This is a genomic window from Azospirillum sp. OGB3, assembly GCF_014192915.1.
Lineage (GTDB): Bacteria > Pseudomonadota > Alphaproteobacteria > Azospirillales > Azospirillaceae > Azospirillum.
This window is the reverse complement of sequence record NZ_JACHYN010000011.1, coordinates 134,583-153,768: the sequence shown is the minus strand read 5'-3', so window position 1 is coordinate 153,768 and position 19,186 is coordinate 134,583. Positions and strand designations below refer to the sequence as shown.

Here is a 19,186-nt window from a genome sequence, read left to right as displayed (position 1 = left end):
GACGCCCGCGCTTTCTCTTTGAAACTCGATCCGATGGTCCGTTCAGGCGCCGGTCACTTCGGCAGCCAGCCGAACGTCACCAGCACGCCGGCCGTCAGCACGACCCACAGCAGCGAGAACGGCAGGAACACCTTCCACCCCAGACGCATCAGCTGGTCGTAGCGGTAGCGCGGCATGGTCGCGCGGACCCACACGTAGACGAACAGGCAGAAGGCGATCTTCAGGGCGAACCAGATCGGGCCGGGGATCCAGGTGAAGGGCGCGAACGGCAGCGGCGGCAGCCAGCCTCCCAGGAACAGGATGCTGGTCATCGCGCTCATCAGGATCATGTTGGCGTATTCGCCAAGGAAGAAGAGCGCGAAGGGGGCCGAGCTGTATTCCACCATGAAGCCGGCCACCAGCTCCGACTCGCCTTCCGGCAGGTCGAAGGGGGACCGGTTGGTTTCCGCCAGCGCCGAGATGAAGAAGATCACGAACATCGGCAGCAGCGGGATGGCGAACCAGATCGTCTCCTGCGCCTCGACGATCTTCGTCAGGTTCAGCGAGCCGACGCAGAGCAGGACGGAGATGATGACGAGGCCCATCGAGACCTCGTAGGACACCATCTGCGCCGCCGAGCGCAGCGCGCCGAGGAAGGCGTAGCGCGAGTTCGACGCCCAGCCGGCCATCACGATGCCGTACACGCCCAGCGACGAGATCGCGAACAGGTACAGGATGCCGACGTTGATGTCGGCCAGCACCATGCCGTAGTCGAAGGGAATGACCGCCCAGGCGACCAGCGCCAGGAAGAAGGTCAGCATCGGCGCCAGATAGAACACGAAGCGGTTCGCGCCCACCGGCAGGATCTGCTCCTTCGCGAACAGCTTCAGGCCGTCCGCGAAAGGCTGCAGAAGCCCGAACGGGCCGACGATGTTCGGACCCTGGCGGAGCTGCATGGCGCCCATGATCTTACGCTCGGCGTAGGTCATGAAGGCCACGGCCACCAGGAGCGGCACGACGATCGCCAGGATCTTGAGGACGATGATGATCAGCGGCAGCAGGAAGCCGCTCCAGAACTCAGCCATGGGTACCGGTCCTCTCCTGAGCGCTCTCGGCGGGCTTCACGGCGGGCTTCACGAACGTCTCGGCGCAACGAGCCATGGTCACCGAGGCGCGGCTGATCGGGTCGGTCATGTAGTAGTTCGCGACCGGCGACTGGAGCGGGGCCGCATCGAGCGCGCCCTGCGCGCCAAACGGCGCCCAGGGGGCCGGCGTGACCGTGCCGACCGCCGCGAAGACCGGGTTGACCTCGGCCAAACGGCGACGGATCTGCGTCAGGCTGTCGTAGGGCAGCTTGTGGCCGAGCTGTTCCGACAGGGCGCGCAGGATCTTCCAGTCCTCCCGCGCCTCGCCGGGCGGGAAGGTGGCGAGACGCGCCTGCTGCGGACGGCCCTCGGTGTTGACGTAGAGGGCGTTCTTCTCGGTGTAGGCGGCACCCGGCAGGATGACGTCGGCGCGGTGGGCGCCCTTGTCGCCGTGGTGGCCCTGGTAGACCACGAAGGCGTTGCCGAGCGCGGCGGTGTCGATCTCGTCGGCACCCAGCAGGTACACAACGTCGATCTCGCCCTTCCCTGCCCCTTCGACGATGCCGGCTGTGCCGCGACCACCCTCGCCCGGCAGGAAGCCGATGTCGAGGCCGCCGACGCGGGACGCCGCCGTGTGCAAGACGTTGAACCCGTTCCAACCGTCCTGAACCACGTTGAAGGTCTCGGCCAGCTTGCGCACCGCGGCCTGGACGGCGGCGCCGTCCTTGCGGCGGAAGGCGCCGGCGCCGAGGATGATCATCGGGTTCTTGGCGCCGCGCAGCGCATCGGCGAAGGCGTGCGTGCCGTCGACGAGCTGCTGCAGGGCGTCGGTGCCCGTGCCGAGATGGCTGTACGGGTACGTCAGCTCACGGGCCTCGCCGATCACCGCGACCTTCAGGCCACCCATCAGGTAGCGCTTGCGGATGCGGGCGTTGACGATGGTGGCTTCCCAACGCGGGTTGGTGCCGACCAGCAGGATGACGTCCGCCCGCTCGATCCCGGCGATGCCGCTGTTGAACAGGTAGCCGGCGCGCGACGACGTGTCGAACAGGGCGCCGTCCTGGCGGCAGTCGATGTTGGCCGAGCCGAGGCCGGCCATCAGCTCCTTGAGCGCCAGCATGGACTCGGTGTCGGCCAGATCGCCGGCGATGGCGGCGATGCGGTTGCCCGGGACGCCCTTGACCTTGGCGGCGATGGCCTGGAAGGCCTCGGCCCAGGTTGCCGGCTGAAGCTTGCCGTCCTTGCGGACGTAGGGGCGGTCGAGACGCTGGCGCTTCAGCCCGTCATAGGCGAAGCGCGTCTTGTCGGCGATCCACTCCTCGTTGATGTCCTCGTTGACGCGCGGCAGGACGCGCATCACCTCGGGGCCGCGGGTGTCGACGCGGATGTTCGAGCCGACCGCGTCCAGCACGTCGACCGTCTCGGTCTTGCGCAGCTCCCACGGACGGGCCGTGAAGGCGTAGGGCTTGGACAGCAGAGCGCCAACCGGACAGACGTCGGCGAGGTTGCCCGACAGCTCCGACCCGATGGCCTTCTCGACGAAGGTGGTGATCTCCATGTGCTCGCCGCGGTTCACCGCGCCGAGGTCGGGAACGCCGGCGATCTCGTTCACGAAGCGGATGCAGCGCGTGCAGTGGATGCAGCGCGTCATCTCGGTCCGGATCAGCGGACCCATGTACTTGTCCTGGACGGCGCGCTTGTTCTCGCCGTAGCGACCACGGTCGAAGCCGTAGGCCATCGCCTGGTCCTGGAGATCGCACTCGCCGCCCTGGTCGCAGATCGGACAGTCCAGCGGGTGGTTGATCAGCAGGAATTCCATGACGCCCTTGCGGGCCTTGTGCACGAGCTCGGTGTTGGTCTTGACGACCATCCCGTCGCCGCAGGGCATGGCGCAGGCGGCCACCGGCTTCGGCGCGCGTTCCATCTCCACGAGGCACATACGGCAGTTCGCCGGCACGCTCAGACGCTCGTGGTAGCAGAAGCGCGGGATCTCGATGCCCAGCTGTTCGCAGGCCTGCAGGATCGAGGTGCCCGGCTCGACTTCGATCTCGATCCCGTCGATGGTGAGTTTCGGCATTGGAAACCGGGCTCCTTACTCGGCCGCCAAGGACTTGGCGGCGTTGCGGTAGTCGAGGATGCGGCGCTCGACCTCCGGCCGGAAATGCCGGAACAGGCCCTGGATCGGCCAGGCCGCGGCATCGCCGAGCGCGCAGATGGTGTGCCCCTCGATCTGCTTAGTGACCTCCAGCAGCATGTCGATTTCCTCGACGCGCGCGTTGCCGGTCACCATGCGCTGCATGATGCGGTTCATCCAGCCGGTGCCCTCGCGGCACGGCGTGCACTGGCCGCAGCTCTCATGGGCGTAGAACTGGGACAGGCGGGCGATGGCCTTCACCACGTCGGTGGACTTGTCCATCACGATCACCGCGGCGGTGCCCAGGCCCGACCGCACGTCGCGCAGGCTGTCGAAGTCCATCAGGACCGTGTCGCAGATCGACTTCGGCAGCAGCGGCACCGACGAGCCGCCGGGGATGATCGCCAGCAGGTTGTCCCACCCGCCGCGCACGCCGCCGGCGTGCTTCTCGATCAGCTCCTTCAGCGGGATGCCCATCTCCTCTTCCACGTTGCACGGCTTGTTGACGTGCCCGGAGATGCAGAAGAGCTTGGTGCCGGTGTTCTTCGGACGGCCGAGACCGGCGAACCACGCCGCACCGCGGCGCAGGATGGTCGGAACCACCGCGATGGATTCGACGTTGTTCACCGTGGTCGGGCAGGAATAGAGACCGGCCTGGGCGGGGAACGGCGGCTTGTTGCGCGGCTGGCCCTTCTTGCCCTCGATGGACTCGATGAGCGCCGTCTCCTCGCCGCAGATGTACGCACCGGCGCCGCGGTGGATGTAGATGTCGTAGTCGTAGCCGGTGCCGCAGGCGTTCTTGCCGATCAGCCCCGCCTCGTACGCCTCGTCGATGGCGCGCTGGACGTTGGAGCCCTCGTTGTAGAACTCGCCGCGGATGTAGATGTAGCAGGCCGACGCGCCGATGGCGAAACCGGCGATCAGGCAGCCTTCGATCAGCTTGTGCGGATCGTGGCGCAGGATGTCGCGGTCCTTGCAGGTGCCCGGCTCGCCCTCGTCGGCGTTGATGACGAGGTAGACCGGCTTGTCCGTGACGTTCTTCGGCATGAAGGACCACTTCATGCCCGTCGAGAAGCCGGCGCCGCCGCGCCCGCGCAGGCCGGACTCCTTGACCTGCTCGATGATCCATTCCTTGCCCTGCGCGATCAGGGCCTTGGTGTTGTCCCAGTCACCACGCTTCCGGGCGGCGTCCAGGCCGAAGCTCTGGTAGCCGTACAGGTTGGTGAAAATGCGGTCCTCGTCGCGAAGCATCGCATCCCCCTCAATCGGCCGTGGTGGTGAAGGCCTTCAGAGTCGTCGGGCCGCCCACCGGTTCGGAGGACTGCCGGCCGATCTGCGAGCCGTGCTTGGGGATCTCGCCACCCTTGAGGGCATCGATGATCGTTTCCATGTGTTCCGGGCTGACGTCTTCGTAATAGTCGTCGCCGATCTGGACCACCGGCGCGTTGACGCAGGCGCCCGAACACTCGACCTCGCGCAACGTGAACTGGCCGTCGGCCGTGGTCTCGCCGACGCCGATGCCCAGCTTGCGCTCGCAGGTGTGCACGATGTCGTCCGACCCGCGCAGCCAGCACGGCGTGGTCGTGCAGACCTGGATGACGTGCTTGCCGACCGGGGTCTTGTTGTACATCGTGTAGAAGGTCGCGACCTCGTACACGCGGATGCGCGGCATGCCGAGCAGGTCGGCGACGGCGTCCATAGCGACGCGCGGCAGCCAGCCCTCGCTCTGGCGCTGGGCCAGGTCGAGCAGCGGCATGCAGGCGCTGGCCTGCTTGCCCGCCGGGTACTTCGCGATGATGGCCTTCGCCCGTTCCAGATTTTCCGGAGTGAAGGCGAAGGAGGCCGGCTCCTTGGCCGGGTCGTGAGCCGGGGCGCTCATCGGTCAATTTCTCCGAACACGATGTCCATGGACGCGATGTTGGCCACCGCGTCGGCCAGCATGTGGCCCTTCGACATGAAGTCGAGGCCCTGCAGGTGGGCGAAGCCCGGCGCGCGGATCTTGCAGCGGTACGGCTTGTTCGTGCCGTCCGAGACCAGATACACGCCGAACTCGCCCTTCGGCGCCTCGATGGCGGTGTAGGTTTCGCCCGCCGGGACGTGGAAGCCCTCGGTGAAGAGCTTGAAGTGATGGATCAGCGCTTCCATCGACCGCTTCATCTCGCCGCGCGGCGGCGGGGAGACCTTGCGCTCCTCCGCGCGCACCGGGCCTTCGGGAAGCTCCTTCAGGCATTGGCGGATCATGCGGTTGGACTGGCGCATCTCCTCCATGCGGACGAGGTAGCGCGCCCAGCAGTCGCCGGTCAGGCCGACCGGCACGTCGAAGTCCATGCGGTCGTAAACTTCGTAGGGCTGCGACTTGCGCAGGTCCCAGGCGACGCCCGAGCCGCGCAGCATCGGGCCGGTGAAGCCCCAGTTGAACGCCTCTTCCTTGGTGACGACGCCGATGTCGACGGTCCGCTGCTTGAAAATGCGATTGTTCGTCAGCAGATTGTCAATGTCGTCAACAAACTTCGGGAAGCGCTCCGTGAACTCCCAGATGTCGTCGGTCAGGCCAGCGGGCAGATCCCAGGCGACGCCGCCGGGGCGGAAGTAGTTCGCATGCAGGCGCGCGCCGCACACACGCTCGTAGAACTCCATGAGGATCTCGCGTTCCTCGAAGCCCCACAGCGCCGGCGTGATCGCGCCGACGTCGAGCGCGCCGGTGGTGATCGACAGGATGTGGTTCAGGATGCGCGTGATCTCGGAGAAGAGAACGCGGATGTACTGGGCGCGCAGCGGCGCCTTGATCTGCAGCAGGTTCTCGATGCCGAGCACATAGGCGTGCTCCATGCACATCGGGCTGACGTAGTCCAGGCGGTCGAAATACGGAACGGCCTGCAGGTAGGTCTTGTACTCGATCAGCTTCTCGGTGCCGCGGTGCAGCAGGCCGATGTGCGGGTCGCAGCGCTCGACGACTTCGCCGTTCAGCTCCATCACCAGACGCAACACGCCGTGGGCCGCAGGGTGCTGCGGCCCGAAGTTCATGGTGTAGGGCTTGATCTGGGTCTTGCCGCCGGACTGGCCGGCGGCGGGGTGTGCGGACGTGGCGATGGTCACGGCTTGCTCCCGGTGTCAGGGGCCTGGGCCTTCTCGTCGCCGGGCAGCATCACGTTCGTCATGCCTTCCCAGGGCGACAGGAAGTCGAAGCTGCGGAAATCCTGCGTCAGGCGGACGGGTTCGTAGACGACGCGCTTCTGGTCCTCGTCGTAGCGGCACTCGACATAGCCCGTCATCGGGAAGTCTTTGCGCAACGGGTGACCTTCGAAACCGTAGTCGGTCAGGATGCGGCGCAGGTCCGGATGGTCGGAGAAGAAGATCCCGAACATGTCCCAGGTTTCACGCTCGAACCAGCCGGCCGCGTTGTACACCGGCACGGCGGAGGCCACCGGAGTGTCCTCGTCGGTCGTGACCTTCACGCGGAGGCGCCGATTGTGCTTATAGCTCAAAAGGATGTAGACGACCTCGAAGCGTTCCTCCCGCTCCGGCCAATCCACAGCGGTGACGTCCAGCAGCTGCTCGAACGAGCAGGTCGGATCGTCGCGCAGGAAGGTGAGCGACTTGATGAGCGAGGGACGGCGGACGGTCACCATCAGCTCACCAAGCTTCAGCTCGACCTTCAGGACGTCATCGCCGAGCGTCGCGGCGATATGGTCCCCAAGTTCCTTCAACGCCTGTTCGGACATGGCCAGGACCTGCCTTTTTCTTATTCAGCGAGCGATGCGGTTGCCGCGCCGGATCTTCTTTTGGAGTTGCAGAATGCCGTAGACCAGCGCTTCCGCGGTCGGAGGACAGCCCGGCACATAGATATCGACCGGAACGATCCGGTCGCAGCCGCGCACCACCGAGTAGGAATAGTGATAGTAGCCGCCGCCGTTGGCGCAGGAGCCCATCGAGATCACCCAGCGCGGTTCCGGCATCTGGTCATAGACCTTGCGCAGCGCGGGGGCCATCTTGTTGGTCAGCGTGCCGGCCACGATCATGCAGTCGGACTGGCGCGGGCTGGGGCGCGGAATGACGCCGAAACGATCCAGGTCGTACCGGCTCATGTAGGCGTGGATCATCTCCACCGCGCAGCAGGCAAGGCCGAAGGTCATCGGCCACAGGGAGCCGGTGCGGGCCCAGGCGAGCACGTCCTCGTACTTCGCCGTGATGAAGCCCTTTTCCTGGATCTCCTCGGTGACCGCGCGGAGATAGGCGTCCTGTTCCGGTCCGGGCGGAATCGGCGCCAGCTTGGCAGCCTCTACTCCCATTCCAGAGCTCCTTTCTTCCACTCATAAATGAAGCCGATGGTCAGAATCCCGAGGAACACGATCATCGACCAGAAGCCGAAGAGGCCGATGTCCCCGAGCGCCACGGCCCACGGAAACAGGAAGGCGACCTCGAGGTCGAAGATGATGAACAGGATGGAGACCAGGTAGAACCGCACGTCGAACTTTGTGCGGGCGTCCTCGAACGGCTCGAAGCCGCACTCGTAGGGGGAGAGCTTCTCCGAATCCGGATTCTTCGGGCTGATGACGTAAGACGCGCCAACCATCACCACGGCCAGCGCGATACCGATCAACAGGAACACCAGGATCGGAAGGTACTCAATGATCAGCGGGTTGGTCACCGCGGTCCTCCCATAAGCCCACGCCACGATCGCCGGTACGGCCGTAATCGGCCGACGCGCGGTGTCGTGGCTGGAATGCCTTGGATTAGCCCATCAGACGGGCCGGAATATATGACGAGAGCGTGATCAAGGAAAGCGCTTTGAATCGCTTTCGGCCAATGAATCCACTCTGCGGAAATGAGCGGATGTCCTTGGTATTACCAAACTTTTTAAATGACCCTTCTCTCTATCCGGCTTATCGGATATGCGGGTCGAGCTTACCGGATATAGGGATCACGAACCCGCCGGTAAAGCCGCGAACGCTTCGTTTTCATTGCAAAAAGGAGAGTGGGGAAGGAGGAAATGGCGCGAGTGACGGGACTTGAACCCGCGGCCTCCGGCGTGACAGGCCGGCGCTCTAACCAACTGAGCTACACCCGCGCAACGCGGCGAAGTGAAATGCGCAAAGCATGCGTCCGTGTCATAAGATCGCAGCGCAATTTCCGGGGCAGCCGCCCGTCGCCGATGGGCGGTTTCTAGCCGCCCGACGCATGGCCTGTCAATCACGAATTTGAAAAGTGCCGGCCGGGCCGGCCGGGGCGCGATGGTGGGCGATGAGGGTTTCGAACCCCCGACCCTCTCGGTGTAAACGAGATGCTCTACCGCTGAGCTAATCGCCCGCGCCGCACTGTTGTCCGGATTGGCGCTCCAGACAACGCAAAGCCGGCCAGCGGATGCTGACCGGCGCGCACTATGCCCGGATTGCCCCACCCGTTCAAGCCGTCATCACTTCAAACCATCTTTCAACGTTTTTCCGGGCTTGAACTTCGGCTGCTTCGACGCGGGAATGGCGATCTTCTCGCCGGTGCGCGGATTGCGTCCCTCGCTGGCGGCGCGCTCGGACACCGCGAAGGTTCCGAAGCCGACCAGACGGACTTCTTCCCCGTTCTTCAGCGAGTCGGCAATGCCATCGAACACCGCATCGACGGCCTTGGTTGCATCAGTTTTAGACAAACCCACAGCATCGGCGACGTGCGCCACCAGATCGTTTTTGTTCACTTACTTCCCCCCTTCCCCAATCGGCAAAGAAAATGGAAGCAAAGCCGCCCAATGACTTCGCGCGTTCAGACGATAAACGCGACATCGCCCGCCCGTCAATTGCAGACGGGCGGGCGATGCGAGGCTTGGTGGCGCTTTAACGGCGTTTTAAACGCCGGACTCGATCAATGACGCAGCACCTCGCCGCCGCCGTCGGGCTGCGACTTGGCGACCGCCGGCTCGACCGATTCCGGTTCCTTCCACTCGATGGGCTCGAGTTCGCGGACCAGGGCGTGCTTCAGGACATCGTCCACCGTGCTGACCGGGATGATCTCCAGCCCGCGCTTCACGTTGTCCGGAATGTCGGCGAGATCCTTCTCGTTGTCCTTCGGGATCAGCACATGCTTGAGGCCGCCGCGCAGGGCGGCCAGCAGCTTCTCCTTCAGGCCGCCGATCGGCAGCACCCGGCCGCGCAGGGTGATCTCGCCGGTCATCGCCACATCCTTGCGGACCGCGATGCCGGTGAGGACCGACACGATCGAGGTGATCATCGCCACACCGGCCGACGGGCCGTCCTTCGGGGTGGCGCCTTCGGGCACGTGGACGTGGATGTCCCGCTTCTCGAAGAGCGTCGGCTTGATGCCGAAGGCGGTGGCGCGCGACTTGACGTAGCTCTCCGCCGCCTGGACCGACTCCTTCATGACGTCGCCGAGCTTGCCGGTGGTGGTCACGCGGCCCTTGCCGGGCAGGGCCACCGCCTCGATGGAGAGCAGCTCGCCGCCGACTTCCGTCCAGGCCAGACCGGTCGTCACGCCCACCAGATCCTCAAGCTCCGCCTCGCCGAAGTGGAAGCGGCGGACGCCGGCGTACTTGTCGAGGTTCCGGCGGGTGACCGAGACCTTCGCGCCGGCGGAGCCCTTCATCAGGATCTCCTTCACGGCCTTGCGGCAGAGGTTGGCGATCTCGCGCTCCAGGCTGCGGACGCCGGCTTCCCGCGTGTAGTAGCGGATCAGGTCGCGCAGCGCGTCGTCGGAGATGGCGAACTCGCCCTTCTTAAGGCCATTGGCCTCCACCTGCTTCTCGATCAGGTGACGCTTGGAAATCTCGACCTTCTCATCCTCGGTGTAGCCAGCGACGCGGATGATCTCCATGCGGTCCAGCAGCGGCTGCGGCATGCGCATCGTGTTGGCCGTGCAGACGAACATCACGTCCGACAGGTCGTAGTCGACCTCCAGGTAGTGGTCGTTGAAGGTGCCGTTCTGCTCGGGGTCGAGGACCTCCAGCAGGGCCGACGACGGGTCGCCGCGCCAGTCGGCGCCGAGCTTGTCGATCTCGTCCAGCAGGAACAGCGGGTTGGACGACTTCGCCTTCTTCATGCCCTGGATGACCTTGCCGGGCATGGAGCCGATGTAGGTGCGCCGGTGGCCGCGGACCTCGGCCTCGTCCCGCACGCCGCCGAGCGACATGCGCACGAAGTTGCGGCCGGTGGACTTGGCGATCGACTTGCCGAGCGAGGTCTTGCCGACACCGGGCGGCCCGACGAGGCAGAGGATCGGCCCCTTCACCTTGTTCATGCGGTTCTGGACCGCGAGATACTCGAGAATGCGTTCCTTGACCTTCTCAAGGCCGTAATGGTCGGCGTCAAGGATCTTCTGCGCGAGCTTCAGGTCCTTCTTCACCTTGGTGCGCTTCTTCCACGGAATGGACAGCATCCAGTCCAGGTAGTTGCGCACCACCGTCGCCTCGGCCGACATCGGGCTCATCGAGCGGAGCTTCTTCAGCTCGGCCAGGGCCTTGTCGCGGGCTTCCTTGGAGAAGCGGGTCTTGTTGATCTTCTCTTCCAGCTCGGCCGACTCGTCGCGGCCGTCCTCGGTCTCGCCGAGTTCCTTCTGGATCGCCTTGAGCTGTTCGTTGAGGTAGTACTCGCGCTGGGTCTTCTCCATCTGCCGCTTGACGCGGTTGCGGATGCGCTTTTCCACCTGCAGGACGCCGATCTCGCCTTCCATGAAGGCATAGACCCGCTCCAGCCGCTCCGACACCGTGGCGCATTCCAGCAGCTGCTGCTTCTCCGGAATCTTCAGCGCGAGGTGGGACGCGACGGTGTCCGCCAGCTTGCCCGGCTCCTCGATCTGGTTGATCGAGACCAGAACCTCCGGCGGGATCTTCTTGTTGAGCTTGATGTACTGCTCGAACTGCGAGACGACGGCCCGGCCCAGCGCCTCAAGCTCCTGGCTTTCCCCGACCTTCTCCTCGACGAGGTCGGCGTGGGCCTGGAAGAATTCCTCGTTCTCGGCGAACTTGGTGATGGACGCGCGCTGGCCTCCCTCCACGAGCACCTTCACCGTTCCGTCGGGCAGCTTCAGAAGCTGCAACACGGTCCCAACGGTGCCGACGCTGTAGATATCGGACGGCGTCGGATCATCCTGCGCGGCGTTCTTCTGGGTGACGAGAAGGATCTGTTTGTCGTCCTTCATCACGTCTTCCAGGGCGCGCACGGATTTCTCGCGGCCGACGAAAAGAGGCACGATCATGTGGGGGAAAACCACGATGTCGCGGAGCGGCAGGACCGGATAGAGGGCACCACGAGGGATTTCGAACATTGATTGGGCCTCTTTCATTGGGACGCCGTCAGCCCGGGATGGGCCTGGGAGGACCCCCGCCTCGGGGGATGAGCACAGGGATCGGAAACCGGCACTTTTTCTAACGTGGCACAGCCATAGCCCCCCTTCAAGGGCCAGCACCCCAATTCCGTATGGCGGTGCGGCAGGCGGGTTGGCCCCGATTTCACGCCCTGGCACGCCCCCCGATGCGCCAAAAGCCAAAAACGACGAAGGGCGCCCGAAGCGCCCTTCCCCGTACCCAATTTTGTCCCTCGCTGCGAAGACCTCAGGCGCCCGGCGCCTGCTGCTCCCCGCGGCGTTCGGCGTGGACGTAGAGCGGTTTGGCGCGCCCTTCGACCACCTCCTTGTTGACCAGGATGCTTTCCACTCCGGACAGACCGGGCAGATCGAACATCGGGTCGAGGAGGATCGATTCCATGATCGACCGCAGGCCGCGCGCGCCGGTCTTCCGCTGGATCGCCTTGTGGGAGATGGTGCGCAGGGCGTCGTCGGAGAATTCCAGACGGACGTCCTCCATCTCGAACAGACGCTGGTACTGCTTGACCAGGGCGTTCTTCGGCTTGGTGAGGATCTCGACCAGAGCCGACTCGTCCAGATCGGCCAGTGTGGCGACCACCGGCAGACGGCCGATGAACTCGGGGATCAGGCCGAACTTCAGCAGATCCTCGGGCTCGACCTCGCGCAGGATGTCGCCGGTCGAGCGCTCGTCCGGGCCGCGGACGTCGGCGCCGAAGCCGATCGAGGTGCCCTTGCCGCGCTGCGCGATGATCTTGTCCAGCCCGGCGAAGGCGCCGCCGCAGATGAACAGGATGTTGCTGGTGTCGACCTGCAGGAACTCCTGCTGCGGGTGCTTGCGGCCGCCCTGCGGAGGCACGGAGGCGACGGTGCCCTCCATGATCTTCAGCAGGGCCTGCTGCACGCCCTCGCCCGACACGTCGCGCGTGATCGAGGGGTTGTCGGACTTGCGGCTGATCTTGTCGACCTCGTCGATGTAGACGATGCCGCGCTGCGCCCGCTCGACGTTGTAATCGGCGGCCTGGAGCAGCTTGAGGATGATGTTCTCGACGTCCTCACCGACATAACCCGCCTCGGTGAGCGTCGTGGCGTCGGCCATGGTGAAGGGAACGTCGATGATCCGGGCGAGCGTCTGGGCGAGCAGCGTCTTGCCGCAGCCCGTGGGGCCGACCAGCAGGATGTTGGACTTCGCCAATTCGACGTCGTTGTGCTTCGTGCCGTGCGCCAGCCGCTTGTAGTGGTTGTGCACCGCAACAGAAAGGACCCGTTTCGCGTGATGCTGGCCGATCACGTAATCGTCCAGTACCGCATGGATGTCGCGCGGGGTCGGCACGCCGTCGCGGGACTTCACGAGGGTCGTCTTGTTCTCCTCGCGAATGATGTCCATGCACAGCTCGACGCATTCATCGCAGATGAACACCGTCGGACCGGCAATCAGCTTGCGGACCTCGTGCTGGCTCTTGCCGCAAAAGGAGCAGTAGAGCGTGTTCTTCGAATCGCCGCTGCTGGACTTGCTCATCGGTACTCCGTCATCTCGCGGGGGACTGATCCGTATAACCTGTCAACCGCCTGCGGCGTCCCCCGACGCCGGTCCTTTCAAAGGTTGTCCCGGGGAAGGCCCGAGACAAGGTTAACGCATCCGCTCATCCTTCGAACCCGATCCATCGGACCGGTTCCCCATCATTCAACAACAGGGAACCGGCGCAATCAATCATTAGTTCGCGCGCCCCATCAGGCGGCGCTGCCGTCGCCGATCGAGCCGGGACGCTTTTCCACGACCTCGTCGATCAGGCCGAAGGCCTTGGCCTCCTCCGGCGACATGAACTTGTCACGCTCCATGGCCGCCTCGATGGTGTCGAGCGACTGACCGGTGTGCTTGACGTAGATGTCGTTGAGGCGCGAGCGCAGCTTCAGGATCTCCTGGGCCTGGATCTCGATGTCCGAGGCCTGGCCCTGGGCGCCGCCCGACGGCTGGTGGATCATGATCCGGCTGTTGGGCAGCGAGAAGCGCTTGCCCGGCGCGCCGGCGGCGAGCAGGAGCGAGCCCATCGAGGCCGCCTGACCCATGCACACCGTCGACACCTGCGGACGGATGTACTGCATGGTGTCGTAGATGGCCAAGCCGGCCGAGACGTAGCCGCCCGGCGAATTGATGTAGAGCGCGATGTCCTTGCTCGGGTTTTCCGATTCCAGGAACAGCAGCTGCGAGCAGATCAGGCTGGCGACGGCGTCGTTCACGCCACCGATCAAGAAGATGATCCGTTCCTTCAGCAGGCGCGAATAAATATCGTACGCTCGTTCGCCCCGGTTGGTCTGCTCGATGACCATCGGGACCAGAGCATTCATCTTCGGTTCGAAGTCGTACATGGTGGTCTTCCCTGCTCCCGCAGCTCGGTTAGTCGTCTGAGCAGTCTACATATAGGAATGGAAAGGGGCGACCGGTAGGCCGCCCCTCAACCTTTCTGACGTCAGGCCGCCTCGGCCGCCTCGTCGGGGTCCTTCATCAGCTCTTCGGCGGACACCGGCTTCTCGCTGACCTTGGCCTGGTCCAAGATGTAGTCGACGACCTTGTCCTCGAAGATCGGGGCGCGGAGGTTTTCCAGCGCTTCCCGGTTCTGCTTGAAGAACTCGAACACCTGTCGCTCCTGGCCGGGGAAGCGGCGGGCTTCCGCGATCAGGGCGCGGTTGATCTCGTCCTGGGTCACCTGGATGTCGTTGCGGCGGCCGATCTCCGACAGCAGCAGACCCAGGCGCACGCGGCGCTCGGCGATGCCGCGGTACTCGGTCTTCAGCTCCTCTTCCGGCTTGCCGGCGTCCTCACCGGCGGTGCCGTTCTGCAGCTCCTGCTGAAGGCGCTGCCAGATGCCCTCGAACTCGACGTCCACCATGCCCGGCGGGACCTCGAAGGAGTGGGCCTCGGCCAGCTTGTCGAGGAGCTGGCGCTTGACGCGCAGGCGCGACACGTTGGCGTACTCGCTCTTGATGCGGTCGCCGACGGCCTCGCGCAGCTTCTCCAGGCTCTCCATGCCGAACTCCTTGGCGAGGTCGTCGTTGACCTCGGCCGGGACGTTCTTGCGGAGCTCCTTGACGTCCACCTCGAACACGGTGTCCGCGCCCTTCAGGCGGTCGTGCGGGTAGTCCGCCGGGAAGGTGACCTTCACCGTGCGGTGCTCGCCGGCCTTGGCGCCGACCAGCTGGTCCTCGAAGCCCGGAACGAACTGGTTGGCGCCCAGCTCCAGCGGGTAGTCCTTGCCGTCCATGCCCGGCAGGGCCTCGCCATCGACCGAACCGGCGAAGTCGATCACGGCGATGTCGCCCTTCTCGGCCGCGCGGTCCTCGGTGACCGGGGCCTGCACCGAATGGGCGGAGGCCAGACGGGTCAGCGCTTCGTCGACGGCCGAGTCCTCGACCGTGGCGACCGGCTTCTCAAGCTCCAGGCCGCTGAGGTCGCCCGGCTCGATGTCCGGCAGAAGCTCGACGCCCATGGTGTAGGACAGGTCGCCGCCGTCCTCGTACTTCTCGACGTTGATCTTCGGCTGCATGGCGATGCGCAGGCCGCGCTCGTTCAGCGCCTGGCGCGAGCTGTCGGCGATCGCATCCTCCAGAGCCTCGGCCAGCACGCTGCCGCCGTAGCGCTGCTTGATCACGGCAACCGGCACCTTGCCCGGACGGAAGCCGGGGAGCTGCACCGTCCGGCGCAGCTCTTCGAGCCGGCCCTGCACCTTCTGTTCGATATCCTGGGCGGAAATGACGACCTTGTACTCGCGCTTCAGGCCGTCGGCGCTGGTCTCGGTGATGTTCATCGGAACGAAAGCCTATCTCGTTGTCCGGCCCGGCGGCGCCCGTCCGGGCGGCCCGAGACCGTGTGTTCCCATGCGGTCCAAGCTGTTGCCATGGTGCGGGCGAAGGGACTCGAACCCCCACGACCGAAGTCACCGGAACCTAAATCCGGCGCGTCTACCAGTTCCGCCACGCCCGCAATGGCATAGACAGCCCGCGACGGGTGCGGAACACCCGACGGACTGCCGGCGAAGTCCGCTCTATAGCACAGGGTTCGCGCCGCAAACAGGCAAAATGGGCGCTGTTCCGCACGCCTTTGGTGGGTGCGCCCGGAGGGGCGGCGCGGAAGGGCGGACCGCATCACGCGCCCCCATTTCCCAAGGACCGGATGGCGGAGGAGGCGTTGACCTTGCCCTCCCCCCGATAAGCCTCGTGGTTGGTGTCGATTTCGCCCAGCTTGTACCGATAGTTGATCATCATCCCGCAGGACTGCCGCACCCCTTTGGCCGAGCGGTCGCCCAGCCAGTTCAGCCGCTCCATGCGGGCGCCGTTGCTGAGGTGGAAGTGCGCGACCGGGTCGAGCGCCCGCGCCGGCGCCGCGCCGGCCCGTTCGCTGCGGCGGTCCGACGCGCTCGCCGTCGTGAGGTAATGCGCGCACAGCCGCATCAGCGGGCTGCGAAGCTGCTTCTGCAGTTCCTCGTCGGTGTGCCAGGAGGGCAGAGCCAGGGCGGCGGCGAGTACCGGGCGTTCGTCCGGATCGTCCATAGCGTCCGATTCGCCGCCATTCGGAAGCGCCGTCATGGCCTCGGCGATGCGCTCCGCCTCGGACGGGGTGAGCAGCGAATCGCCGCGCTCGGCCAACTCGCGGTCCAGCCAGCGGCGGAAGCCGGGAATCGGCGACAGGGTGGCGAAGCACTTGATGTTCGGAAACTCCCCGATCAGCCCGTCGACCACCCGCTTGATCAGGAAGTTGCCGAAGCTGATTCCCGCCAGCCCCACCTGGGCGTTGGAGATGGAATAGAAGATGGCGCTGTCCGCGCTCTTCGGGTCGCAGACCGGCGCGGAGGGGTCGAGCAGCGCCTGGACGTTGTCCGACATGCCCTGGACCAGCGCGACCTCGACGAAGATCAGCGGCTCGTTCGGCATGCGCGGGTGGAAGAAGGCGAAGCAGCGGCGGTCGGAATCGAGGCGGTCCTTGAGGTCCCGCCAGCCGCTGATCTCGTGCACCGCCTCGTACTTGATGAGCTTTTCCAAAAGCGAGGCCGGGCTGTCCCAGGTGATCCGGTGCATCTCCAGGAAACCGACGTCGAACCAGTTGCGCAGCAGGCTCTTGAGATCGTCCTCCAGCGCCTGGAGCAGTGGTTCGCCGCGCGCCATCTCCATCAGTTCGGCGCGCAGGTCCACCAGGAACTTCACCCCTTCCGGCAGGCCGTTGAACTGGGTCAGCAGCCGCAGCCGCGGCGGCTCCAGCGCACGGCGCAGGGCGCGCTCGGCGTGGCCGCGCGACACCGGGTCGCCCGCTGTCTGGAAGGTCGCCATTGCCTGGTCGACGGCGGCGCGGTCGACGTCGAAGTCGCGCGCCAGCATCATGAGGAAATTGCGCCTCCCCTGCCCGTCCAGCGCCAGATAGGTGCGGCCGAGCTGCGCCGCCCGCGCCCGCGCCGACACCTCGCCGCCGCGGCCCTCCAGGCAGGCTTCGATCTGCTCCTTCAGCCGCTCCGCGTCTTCCTTGGGAAGGTTGGCGCGCGGCGCCGCGCCGACCACCCCGCGGGCGGAGGCGGCGATCTCGCGCCAGCCCGCGCGAAGCGTGTCCAGCGTGCGGTCGAGCAGGCCCAGCGGTGTTCCCGCCCCTATGGCGGGGGGCTGGGCCAAGCCGGGCGGGCTGGATTTGGTCTCAGCGGATTTGATCTCGGGCGTCTCGCTCATACCCAGAGTCTGGCGTGCGGGCGCGCTCTCGGCAAGCCATAGCTTGAGCCCGGCCTTAAGGGTAAGCCCCCTGTCCAGGCGTATGTATGCCCAGGGGAAATCGGGTCAGCGCGCTCCCGCCTTGAGCCGCTTCAGCACTCCCGGCAGCGCGTCCGGCAGATCCTCGGCGATCAGGCCGGGTCCGAAGGCGTTCGCCGCCTCGCCGTGCAGCCAAACCGCCGCGCAGGCGGCGTCGAACGCGTCCATTCCCTGAGCGATCAGCCCGAGCGCCATGCCCGCCAGCACGTCCCCCGACCCGGCGGTCGCCAGATCGGCCGGAGCGTTGGCGTTGACGACGGCCCGCCCGTCCGGCGCCGCGACCACCGTGTCCGCGCCTTTCAAAAGGACGACCGCGCCGCAGCGCTCCGCCGCGGCACGGGCGCGCGTCAGCTTGCCGCCTTCCTGCGCCGCGATATCCGGAAACACCCGCGCGAACTCGCCCTCGTGCGGGGTCAGCAGGCAGCGCCCGTTCAGCCGGTCGAGCAGATCGGCGGGCGACTCGGCGAAGCTGGTCAGCGCGTCGGCGTCCAGCACGCAGGCCTTGCCGACGCCCAGTGCGGCGAGCGCATGGTCCCTTGTGCCCGCCCCGACACCGGCCCCCGGGCCCAGCAGCACCGCGTTCTTGCGCGGGTCCGCCAGCAGCGCCGCGAAGGCGGCGCCATCCGCCACGTCGGTCACGATCAGGCTGGGCGAGCCGGCGGCATAGATCGGCACCGAGTCGGGCGGACAGGCCAGCGTGACCAGCCCCGCCCCCGTCCGCAACGCACCCCGCGCCGACAGCCGCGCCGCGCCGGTCATCCGCGCCCCGCCCAGCACCACCGCGTGCCCCCGCGCGTATTTGTGGGCGTCGAACTGCGGCCAGGGATAGCGGCGACGCCACAGGGCGGGGCCATTGAGCAGGGTTCGCGGCGCGATGGCGTCGAGCACGGTGTCGGGAATGCCGATGTCGGCGACCACCACCTCGCCGCACAGGACCCGGCCCGGCAGCAGCAGATGGCCGGGCTTGCGGCGGAAGAAGGTGACGGTCAGCGCCGCCTGCGGGGCCACCCCCATCACGTGGCCGCTGTCGCCATGCAGGCCGCTCGGCACGTCCACGGCGACGACGGTGCGCCCCGCCATCGCCTCGACCACCTCCTTCGCCATGCCGTCGAGCGGGCGGGTCAGCCCGGCCCCGAACAGCGCGTCGATGACCAGGGGGTTGCCCTCAAGGAGCCAGGGATCGGCGGCCTCCACCGGCCCGGTCCAGCGTCCGGCCGCCACCGCCGCGTCGCCGCGCAGGGCGGAGCGCGATCCCAGCAGGGCCAGCCGCACCGGCCAGCCCGCCTCGAGAAGAAGGCGCGCGATGACGAAGCCGTCGCCGCCGTTGTTGCCCGGACCGCACAGCACGACGGTCGGGTGCGGCGCCCAGCGCTCGCAGACCGCCCGCACCACCGCGGCGCCCGCCGCTTCCATCAGCACAGGCCCCGGAACGCCGCCCGCCATGGTCAGCGCGTCGGCGCGGTACATCTCCGCCACGGAAAGCAGTTCGTCCATCGCCTCCACCCACCGCACTCCCGCACCACCGTCACCCGGCACAATAAGCACCGCGATGGCCGCAGCATAGCCGGGCACAAGGGGAATGGTCAGGAATGCCCAGCTTGGCACAGGATTTGGAAGGAAGGACTGGGGCGATGGATGGGACTCGAACCCACGACCGCTCGGACCACAACCGAGAGCTCTACCAACTGAGCTACCACCGCCACCGGAGACGAAAACAATTCGTCCGCAAACACCCGACCCGCCGCCTCGACTGATGCAACGCCGGCGTGAACTGCTCACGCGACCGACACATCCACCGTCAAGGAGGACTGGGGCGATGGATGGGACTCGAACCCACGACCGCTCGGACCACAACCGAGAGCTCTACCAACTGAGCTACCACCGCCACCGGGGTCGCCTATTT

The 19,186-nt window shown here is 66.1% G+C and carries 15 protein-coding genes and 5 tRNA genes; all 20 read right to left on the bottom strand.

Going from position 1 to position 19,186, the window contains the following annotated elements; translation table 11 throughout:
• Positions 1-53 precede the first annotated feature (53 nt).
• The gene (gene nuoH, locus FHW79_RS21105) at positions 54-1,064 is read right to left on the bottom strand and encodes an NADH-quinone oxidoreductase subunit NuoH (protein ID WP_014240127.1); all 1,011 of its coding nucleotides are present in this window, start codon (positions 1,062-1,064) and stop codon (positions 54-56) included.
• Positions 1,057-3,141, bottom strand: coding sequence for an NADH-quinone oxidoreductase subunit NuoG (gene nuoG, locus FHW79_RS21100; protein ID WP_183180743.1), 2,085 nt, complete (start codon positions 3,139-3,141; stop codon positions 1,057-1,059). The genes nuoH and nuoG overlap by 8 nt, the downstream gene beginning before the upstream one ends.
• A gap of 15 nt (positions 3,142-3,156) precedes the next feature.
• Positions 3,157-4,449, bottom strand: a complete 1,293-nt coding sequence (nuoF, locus tag FHW79_RS21095) for an NADH-quinone oxidoreductase subunit NuoF (protein WP_014240125.1) — start codon at positions 4,447-4,449, stop codon at positions 3,157-3,159.
• 10 nt (positions 4,450-4,459) lie between these two features.
• Complete coding sequence (nuoE, locus tag FHW79_RS21090; protein WP_145678235.1) at positions 4,460-5,077, bottom strand: NADH-quinone oxidoreductase subunit NuoE; 618 nt, start codon at positions 5,075-5,077, stop codon at positions 4,460-4,462.
• Complete coding sequence (locus FHW79_RS21085; RefSeq protein ID WP_035673062.1) at positions 5,074-6,222, bottom strand: NADH-quinone oxidoreductase subunit D; 1,149 nt, start codon at positions 6,220-6,222, stop codon at positions 5,074-5,076. Before FHW79_RS21085 ends, nuoE begins: the two co-directional genes overlap by 4 nt.
• A 68-nt stretch (positions 6,223-6,290) precedes the next feature.
• On the bottom strand, positions 6,291-6,920 hold the full coding sequence (locus tag FHW79_RS21080) for an NADH-quinone oxidoreductase subunit C (protein WP_014240122.1): 630 nt from the start codon (positions 6,918-6,920) through the stop codon (positions 6,291-6,293).
• A 24-nt stretch (positions 6,921-6,944) separates the two neighbouring features.
• Complete coding sequence (locus FHW79_RS21075) at positions 6,945-7,487, bottom strand: NADH-quinone oxidoreductase subunit B (protein ID WP_014240121.1); 543 nt, start codon at positions 7,485-7,487, stop codon at positions 6,945-6,947.
• Positions 7,478-7,846 (bottom strand): NADH-quinone oxidoreductase subunit A, encoded by a 369-nt coding sequence (locus tag FHW79_RS21070; RefSeq protein WP_014240120.1) that lies wholly within the window; start codon positions 7,844-7,846, stop codon positions 7,478-7,480. The genes FHW79_RS21075 and FHW79_RS21070 overlap by 10 nt, the downstream gene beginning before the upstream one ends.
• A 343-nt stretch (positions 7,847-8,189) precedes the next feature.
• Positions 8,190-8,266 (bottom strand) — tRNA-Asp (locus FHW79_RS21065).
• Positions 8,267-8,430: 164 nt separating this feature from the next.
• Positions 8,431-8,505 (bottom strand) — tRNA-Val (locus FHW79_RS21060).
• A 106-nt stretch (positions 8,506-8,611) separates the two neighbouring features.
• On the bottom strand, positions 8,612-8,884 hold the full coding sequence (locus FHW79_RS21055) for an HU family DNA-binding protein (RefSeq protein ID WP_038528397.1): 273 nt from the start codon (positions 8,882-8,884) through the stop codon (positions 8,612-8,614).
• 164 nt (positions 8,885-9,048) lie between these two features.
• Positions 9,049-11,463, bottom strand: a complete 2,415-nt coding sequence (gene lon / locus FHW79_RS21050) for an endopeptidase La (protein WP_183180742.1) — start codon at positions 11,461-11,463, stop codon at positions 9,049-9,051.
• 286 nt (positions 11,464-11,749) lie between these two features.
• Positions 11,750-13,018 (bottom strand): ATP-dependent Clp protease ATP-binding subunit ClpX, encoded by a 1,269-nt coding sequence (gene clpX / locus FHW79_RS21045; protein ID WP_014240114.1) that lies wholly within the window; start codon positions 13,016-13,018, stop codon positions 11,750-11,752.
• Between the two features lie 212 nt (positions 13,019-13,230).
• Positions 13,231-13,866, bottom strand: a complete 636-nt coding sequence (gene clpP, locus FHW79_RS21040) for an ATP-dependent Clp endopeptidase proteolytic subunit ClpP (protein WP_109071948.1) — start codon at positions 13,864-13,866, stop codon at positions 13,231-13,233.
• 101 nt (positions 13,867-13,967) lie between these two features.
• Entirely contained in the window at positions 13,968-15,302 is a 1,335-nt protein-coding gene (gene tig, locus FHW79_RS21035) for a trigger factor (RefSeq protein ID WP_183180741.1), read from the bottom strand.
• Positions 15,303-15,393: 91 nt separating this feature from the next.
• A tRNA-Leu gene (locus FHW79_RS21030) sits at positions 15,394-15,478 on the bottom strand.
• Positions 15,479-15,639: 161 nt separating this feature from the next.
• Entirely contained in the window at positions 15,640-17,205 is a 1,566-nt protein-coding gene (locus FHW79_RS21025; RefSeq protein ID WP_183180740.1) for a malonyl-CoA decarboxylase, read from the bottom strand.
• A 105-nt stretch (positions 17,206-17,310) separates the two neighbouring features.
• Positions 17,311-18,777, bottom strand: a complete 1,467-nt coding sequence (locus FHW79_RS21020) for an NAD(P)H-hydrate dehydratase (RefSeq protein WP_183180739.1) — start codon at positions 18,775-18,777, stop codon at positions 17,311-17,313.
• Between the two features lie 130 nt (positions 18,778-18,907).
• Positions 18,908-18,983: transfer RNA gene (locus FHW79_RS21015), tRNA-His, on the bottom strand.
• 109 nt (positions 18,984-19,092) lie between these two features.
• Positions 19,093-19,168, bottom strand: a tRNA-His gene (locus tag FHW79_RS21010).
• Between the last annotated feature and the right edge of the window lie 18 nt (positions 19,169-19,186).